This is a genomic window from Streptomyces sp. NPDC028928, from assembly GCF_055564915.1.
On record NZ_JBVHVI010000015.1, the window covers coordinates 38,751 to 45,540 of the forward strand.

Below are 6,790 nucleotides of genomic sequence, written 5' to 3' on the forward strand. Positions count from 1 at the left end.
CGGGGCGTCCCCACCGTGGTCCCCTCCATTCGCCACTGTGTGCTCCCCCCCCCCCCCCCCCGGGCCCGAGGACCTTCGCCACCGAGGTGCTGGCCGTCCTGGGGCGCAGGCTGCGGCGGCTGCGCCGCGGCCCCGGCCGCGCCATCGGTGTCGTCCTCAACCCGCTCGTGTCGATGGTGCTGCTCGGCTATCTGTTCCGGGACGCCATCACCCTTCCCGCGGGCGGCAGTTACGTCGAGTACGTCTTCGCCGGCGGCGCCGTCCAGGTGGGGCTCGCCTGTGTGGGGCCGACGGCCGTGTCCATGGCGATGGACCTGCAGGGCGGCATCGTGGACCGGTTCCGGTCGTTGCCGATCAGCCGGTCCGCGGTGCCCCTCGGGCACACCGCCGCGGACCTGCTGACCGCCCTGGCCGCGCTCGCCGTCACCACGGGAGCCGGGCTGCTGCTCGGCTGGCGTTCGCACACCGGCCTGCTGCCCACGCTCGGCGGGTTCGCCCTGATCGCCGCCTTCACCTACGTGATGCTGTGGCTCGGCGTGCTGCTCGCCACCACCCTGCGCAGCATCGAGACGATCAGCGTCGTCGCCCCGTTCATCGTCATCGTGCTGCCCTTCCTGTCCAGCGCCTTCCTCTCCCCGCAGTCCATGCCGGGCGCGATCCGCCCGATCGCCGAGTGGAACCCGGTCAGCGCCGTCATCGCCGCCTGCCGCGACCTGTGGGGCAACCCCGCCACCACGGGCCCCGGCTACGTCGGCGAACACCCGCTGGTCGTGGTCGCCGTGACGCTGAGCACGCTGTTCGCCGTCTGCCTCACCGTCAGCCTGCGCCGATTCCGCAAGCCCTGAGCAAAGGAACCTCCACCATGCCTGTCACCGAACGCGCGGCGGCGCCGGAGCCGGCCGCGCTCGACCTCACCGATCCCCAGACCTTCCTCGACGTCGACCAGCACGCCATGTGGCGCAGGTTCCGCACCGAGAGCCCCGTGCACTGGCACCCCGCGGGCCCCGGCACCCCCGGATTCTGGGTGATCTCCCGGTACGAGGACGCGGTCGCCGTCTACCGGGACAACAAGCGGTTCACCTCCGAGAAGGGCACCGTGCTCACCACGCTGCTGCGCGGCGAGGACTCGGCCGCCGGCAAGATGCTCGCCGTCACCGACGGGGTACGCCACCGCGAGATCCGCAACCTGATGCTGAAGTCGTTCTCGCCGCGCGTCCTCGCCCCCGTCGTGGACGGCGTCCACCGGCACACGCGCGAACTCCTCGGCGCGGCCGTGGCGTCGGACCGGATCGACTTCGTCACCGACGTGGTCGACCACATCCCGATGCACACCATGGGCGACCTCCTCGACATCCCGGCCGCCGACCGGCCGCAGCTGGTCGAGTGGAACACCCGGACGCTGTCCCGGCACAGCTCCGACGAGAGCGAGTTCGAGTCGCTCATGGCGCGCAACGAGATCCTGCTCTACATCTCCCAGCTCGCCGAAGAGCGCCGGGCCGCCCCCGGCGACGACGTCCTCAGCACGCTCGCCACCGCCACCATCGACGGCAGGCCGCTGACCGACGACGAGATCGTCCTCAACAGCTACAGCCTCATCCTCGGCGGCGACGAGTCGACCCGGATGTCCATCATCGGCGGCCTCATCGCCCTGGCCGAGAACCCCGAGCAGTGGCGCCGCCTGAAGAGCGGCGAGGTCACCTCCGACTCGGCCACCGAGGAGATCCTGCGCTGGACGACGCCCGCCATGCACTTCGGGCGCCGCGCCCTGGTCGACGTACCCCTCGGCGACCAGGTCGTCAAGGCCGGGGACGTGGTCACCCTGTGGAACGCCTCCGCCAACTTCGACGAGGACGTCTTCACCGACCCGCACACCTTCGACATCGGCCGCACCCCCAACAAGCACGTGGTCTTCGGCCACGGCCCGCACTTCTGCCTCGGCGCCTTCCTGGGCCGGGTCCATGTGAACGCCATGGTGGAGGCGCTGCGCGCCATGGTCGCCGACATCACGCTGCTCGGCCCCCCGCGGCGCCTCTACTCCAACTTCATCCAGGGCTACAGCGGCCTGCCCGTCGCGCTGGGCGCGGAGCCGGCCGGCGAGGAGGTTCGCTGAGATGCGGCACGAGATCCGGATCGCGGGAGGCACCAAGCTCGCGATCCTGTACACCGAGACCCCGGCCGGCAGCTGGGACGAGGCCCGCTGGGACGAGGTGCGCGGCCGGGTGCAGGTGCTGCTCGACGCGTACGGCGTGGTCATGCTGCGCGGCGCGGGCATCCCCGACACCGCCGCCTTCCACTCCGCCGTGAGCGGCTTCGGCCGCGACCTCATCGAGAGCTACCGCGGCGGGAACACCCCGCGCAAGACGCTCTCCGACGGCGTCTTCACCTCCACCGAGTACCCGGCGCGCTACGACATCTCCCTGCACAACGAGCTGTCGTACGCCCGCAAGTGGCCCGACCGGCTGTACTTCTGCTGCCTCGACGCCCCCGACACGGGCGGCGCCACCCCGGTCTGCGACGGCGAGGCCCTGCTCGGCGCGCTCTCCCCCGAGCTGCGCGAGCGGTTCGCCTCCGGCGTCGTCTACCGGCAGCACCTGCACGGCGGAGCCGGGCTCGGCAAGTCCTGGCAGGACACGTTCGAGACGGACGACAAGGCGGTGGTCGAGGAGTTCCTCACCGCCTCCGAGGCCGAGTTCGAGTGGACCGGCGACGGCGGCCTGCGGGTGCGCCAGCACCGCCCCGGCGTCATCAAGAACCCGCGCACCGGCCGGGACACCTGGTTCAACCAGGCCGACCAGTGGCACCCCTCCAACCTCCCCGACGACGAGGGGGAGCTGCTGATGTCGCTGACCGACTCGGTGGACGACCTGCCGCACTGGGTGACGTACGCCGACGGCACCCCGCTGTCCGACGAGGACCTCGCCGAGGTCCGCGCGGCCCAGCGCGCGCACAAGCTGGCCGAGCCCTGGCAGCGGGGCGACGTGATGATCGTGGACAACCCGTCCGTGCTGCACGGCCGGGAGGCGTTCACGGGCACGCGCAAGGTCGTCGTCTCGATGACCTGAGCACAACGGAACGAGGGGCCCGGCGGGGTACGCCGGGCCCCTCGCCACAGCACACCGAGGCAGGACGGACAGAACGGGGGCGTACGGAATGACCGTGCTCGACGACATCGTGGCGGGGGTCCGCGAGGACCTCGCCGAACGCCGGCGAACCGTGCCGGAGCGGGAGCTGAGGCAGCGGGCGGAGGCCCGCGGCCCGGGCGCGGACTGCGTGCCGCTGCTGCGCGCGGCGGGCGGACAGCCCCGGATCATCGCCGAGGTGAAGCGTGCCAGCCCGTCCCGTGGACCGCTGGCCGAGATCACCGACCCGGCCGCGCTCGCGGCGGCCTACGAGAAGGGCGGCGCCGCCGCGGTCAGTGTGCTCACCGAGCGCCGCCGGTTCGGGGGCAGCCTCGCCGACCTGGACGCCGTGCGGGCCAGGGTCGGTCTTCCGGTGCTGCGCAAGGACTTCGTCGTGGACGCCTACCAGGTGTGGGAGGCGCGGGCGCACGGGGCGGACCTGGTCCTGCTGATCGTCGCCGCGCTCGAACAGCCGCTGCTGACCGAACTGTTGGCGCTGGCGACACAGGCCGGCCTGACGGCGCTGGTGGAGACCCACGACGAGGCGGAGGCGGAGCGCGCCCTCGCCGCCGGCGCGCGCGTGGTCGGCGTCAACGCGCGTGACCTGAAGACCCTGCGGGTCGACCGGTCGACGTTCGGCCGCGTCGCCCCGCTCCTCCCGGACGACGTCGTGCGCGTCGCCGAGTCGGGCGTGCGGGGCGCCGCCGACGTGGCCCGGTACGCGGGGCTGGGGGCGGACGCGGTGCTGGTGGGGGAGGCGCTGGTGACGAGCGGTGACAGCGCGTCCGCGGTCGCCGCGCTCACGCCGGGCGGCTAGGCGTCTGCCGGGTTCTGTGCTGGGCCGGGTGCGGGTCGTCCATGGCTGGTCGCGCCCGCGCGGCGGCAGCCGCATACCTCCCCGATGACACCGCGATCAGGCCACCGCCACCGCGCCCCCGCGCACCGCACGCATCCTCTCCGCCGAGACCGCCACCCACCGTTCCAGGACCGCGGCCGCCGCCCCGGAGTCGATCGCTCGGGACGCGCGCCGGACGCCGGTGGCGAGGCGTTCGGTCAGGGAGCCCGGGCCGCCGTCGAACGCGGCCAGACCCGCCGCCGCGGACAGGAGTACCGCGTCCCGGACCGGGCCGGCCGCACCCGCCAGGACCTCGCGGGCGACCCGCGCGTTGTGGACCCGGTCCCCGCCGCGCAGCGCCTCCTCCGGCGCCGCCGGGATGCCGATGTCCCGAGGATCGAACGACTCCCGGCGCACCGCACCGCCGGACACCGACCACACCGTGGAGGTAGTGGTGACCGTCAGCTCGTCCATCCCGTCGTCCCCGCGGAACACCAGCGCGTCCGTGCCCCGCCGTGCCAGCACCTCGGCGATGCGCTGCGCGAGCACCGGGTCGGCGACCCCGACCGCCTGGGCCGCGGGCCGTGCCGGATTGGTCAGCGGGCCGAGGGCGTTGAACACGGTACGGATGCCGAGTTCGCGGCGCGGACCGGCGGCGTGCCGCATCGCCGGGTGGAACAGCGGGGCGAAGCAGAACGTGATCCCGGTGTCCGCCACGACCGCGCCCACCTCGTCGGCCGGCAGGTCGAGCGACACCCCCAGCTCCTCCAGTACGTCCGCCGATCCGCAGGCCGAGGACGCGGACCGGTTGCCGTGCTTGACGACGCGGGCGCCGGCCCCGGCCGCCACGAGCGCCGACATCGTGGAGATGTTCACGCTGTGCGAGCCGTCGCCGCCGGTACCGACGATGTCGAGGCAGCGGCCCGGCACCGTCAGCGGCACCGCGTGCCGCAGCATGCCACGGACCAGGCCCTCGATCTCGGCGGCCGTCTCGCCCTTCGCGCGCAGCCCCATCATCAGTGCGGCGAGCCGCGCCGGGCCGGCCGCGCCGGTCATGGCCTCGTCCATCGCCCATTCGGCCTGCCGCGTGGACAGATCCCGGCGGTCCAGCAACGTGCTCAGCAAGTGCGGCCAGTCGTTCACGGAAATCTCCTCGCAGACGAAGGGGCGAAAGAACCAAGGGGTTCGCTTTTCAGTCTGGGAAATGCGCGGAGGGCATTCCAGACCAGTCCCGGGCCGCCGATGCAGTCCAATTCCGCGTACAGAGATCCCGTACAGGAAATCCCGTACAGGAAGGGAATCGAGTGTCATGCACGTCGCGATGAAAGTCGTACGGGACTCCGATGTCCCGCTGACCTCCCAGATCCAGCGATTCATCAAGAGCGAGGTGGCGGCCGGGGTCCTGCACCCGGGCAGCCGGCTGCCCTCCAGCCGCAGCCTCGCCGACGAACTCGGCGTCTCCCGCAGCGTGGTCGTCGAGGCGTACGGACAGCTCGTCGCCGAGGGATACCTGGAGGCGGTGCAGGGCGCCGGCACCCGTGTCGTACGACACCTGCGGCCCGAGCCGGTCGTGCCGACCCTGCTGGACGACGGCCGGGTGCCCGACGTGCGCTGGGACCTGCGCCCGGGCGCGCCCGCGTTCCCGCACTTCCCGCGCCGCGACTGGCTCACCAGCTACCAGCGGGCCCTGCAGTCCGCCGACCCGGCCGACCACGACTACCCGCCGCCGGCCGGGGTGCCGGCCCTGCGCGTCGAACTCGCCCACTATCTGGGCCGGGTGTGCGGGGTGCCCGGCACCCCGGACCAGATCATGGTCGTCGCCGGCTTCGCCCAGACCCTCGGTCTGCTCGGCGCGGCACTGCCCGAACTGGGCGTGAACGCACTGGGCATGGAGAACCCGGGGCATCCCCGGCAGCGCCGGTTCGTGCGCGAGTGCGGGCTGCGGCCGGTGCCGCTGCCGGTCGACGCGGAGGGCCTCGACGTGTCGGCGCTGCGGGCGTCCGGGGTGCGGGCCGTCCTCGTCACACCCGCCCACCAGTACCCGACCGGGGTCACGCTGTCCGCGCGGCGCCGCGCCGAACTCGCCGCCTGGGCGCGGGAGACCGGCGGCTGGATCGTGGAGGACGACTACGACGGCGGCCTGTGGTACGAGCGCGGGACGCCCCGGCCGCTCGCCCTGCGCCGGCTCGCCCCCGACCACGTCGTCTACGCCGGCACCGCCAGCAAGACCCTGGCCCCCGGGCTGCGCCTGGGCTGGCTCGCGGCCCCGCGCGCCGTCCTCGACCCCCTGCTGCGCGCCCGCGCCCGGCACGACCTGGGCACCGACAGCCTGGCACAGCTGGCGTTCGCCGAGTTCCTGCGCAGCGGCCTGTACGACCGTCATCTGCGCCGCCTCAACTCCCTGTGCCGCGACCGCAGACAGGTCCTGGAGTCGGCGGTGCGCCGGCATCTGCCCGGCGCCGTCGTCCTGGGCCCGGCGGCCGGCCTGCACGCCTGCATACGGCTGCCCCCGCGCACCGACGAGGCGGCACTGGTCGCGGGGGCACTGCGCCGCTCCGTCCTGGTACGCGGAGCGGCGGCCTTCCACGCGCGAGCGGGAGAGGGCGCACCCGCGCTGGTGGTGGGCCATGCCCAACTCCCGCGCACAGGCATCGAGGAGGCGATCGCAGAACTGGGCACGGTCCTGCCCTGACACCGACAGCCGAAGCCCTCAGCCTCCGGGGCTCTCCCGGGCTGGAGTCCCCAGCCTCCAGGGCCGCGCCCTCAGCCGCAGAGCCAGACCCTCCAGCCTCCCGGGCTGGAGCCCGCACCCGACCAGTTCGCAACTCTGAGCTTC

Annotated in this window: 6 protein-coding genes; 5 read left to right on the forward strand and 1 reads right to left on the reverse strand. The window is 73.4% G+C overall.

Features of this window, described 5'->3' with window-relative positions; genetic code table 11:
* Positions 1-86: 86 nt before the first annotated feature.
* From ACZ4U1_RS31620 to trpC, 4 genes are all read left to right on the forward strand, one after another.
* Complete coding sequence (locus ACZ4U1_RS31620; RefSeq protein WP_467907587.1) at positions 87-845, forward strand: ABC transporter permease; 759 nt, start codon at positions 87-89, stop codon at positions 843-845.
* A 17-nt stretch (positions 846-862) separates the two neighbouring features.
* The gene (locus ACZ4U1_RS31625; protein ID WP_467907588.1) at positions 863-2,110 is read left to right on the forward strand and encodes a cytochrome P450; all 1,248 of its coding nucleotides are present in this window, start codon (positions 863-865) and stop codon (positions 2,108-2,110) included.
* Position 2,111: 1 nt separating this feature from the next.
* Positions 2,112-3,062 (forward strand): TauD/TfdA family dioxygenase, encoded by a 951-nt coding sequence (locus tag ACZ4U1_RS31630; RefSeq protein WP_467907589.1) that lies wholly within the window; start codon positions 2,112-2,114, stop codon positions 3,060-3,062.
* A gap of 88 nt (positions 3,063-3,150) precedes the next feature.
* The gene (gene trpC, locus ACZ4U1_RS31635) at positions 3,151-3,936 is read left to right on the forward strand and encodes an indole-3-glycerol phosphate synthase TrpC (protein WP_467907590.1); all 786 of its coding nucleotides are present in this window, start codon (positions 3,151-3,153) and stop codon (positions 3,934-3,936) included.
* A 96-nt stretch (positions 3,937-4,032) separates the two neighbouring features.
* On the opposite strand, the gene trpD is transcribed toward trpC, so the two are convergent.
* Entirely contained in the window at positions 4,033-5,103 is a 1,071-nt protein-coding gene (trpD, locus tag ACZ4U1_RS31640; protein ID WP_467907766.1) for an anthranilate phosphoribosyltransferase, read from the reverse strand.
* A gap of 160 nt (positions 5,104-5,263) precedes the next feature.
* On the opposite strand from trpD, the gene pdxR reads away from it, so the two are divergent.
* Complete coding sequence (pdxR, locus tag ACZ4U1_RS31645) at positions 5,264-6,646, forward strand: MocR-like pyridoxine biosynthesis transcription factor PdxR (RefSeq protein ID WP_467907591.1); 1,383 nt, start codon at positions 5,264-5,266, stop codon at positions 6,644-6,646.
* Positions 6,647-6,790 lie beyond the last annotated feature (144 nt).

Coding starts and splice junctions, on each gene's coding strand:
- ACZ4U1_RS31625 (WP_467907588.1), top strand. CDS start 863: ATGCCTGTCACCGAACGCGCGGCGGCGCCGGAGCCGGCCGCGCTCGAC.
- ACZ4U1_RS31630 (WP_467907589.1), top strand. CDS start 2,112: ATGCGGCACGAGATCCGGATCGCGGGAGGCACCAAGCTCGCGATCCTG.
- trpC (WP_467907590.1), top strand. CDS start 3,151: ATGACCGTGCTCGACGACATCGTGGCGGGGGTCCGCGAGGACCTCGCC.
- pdxR (WP_467907591.1), top strand. CDS start 5,264: ATGCACGTCGCGATGAAAGTCGTACGGGACTCCGATGTCCCGCTGACC.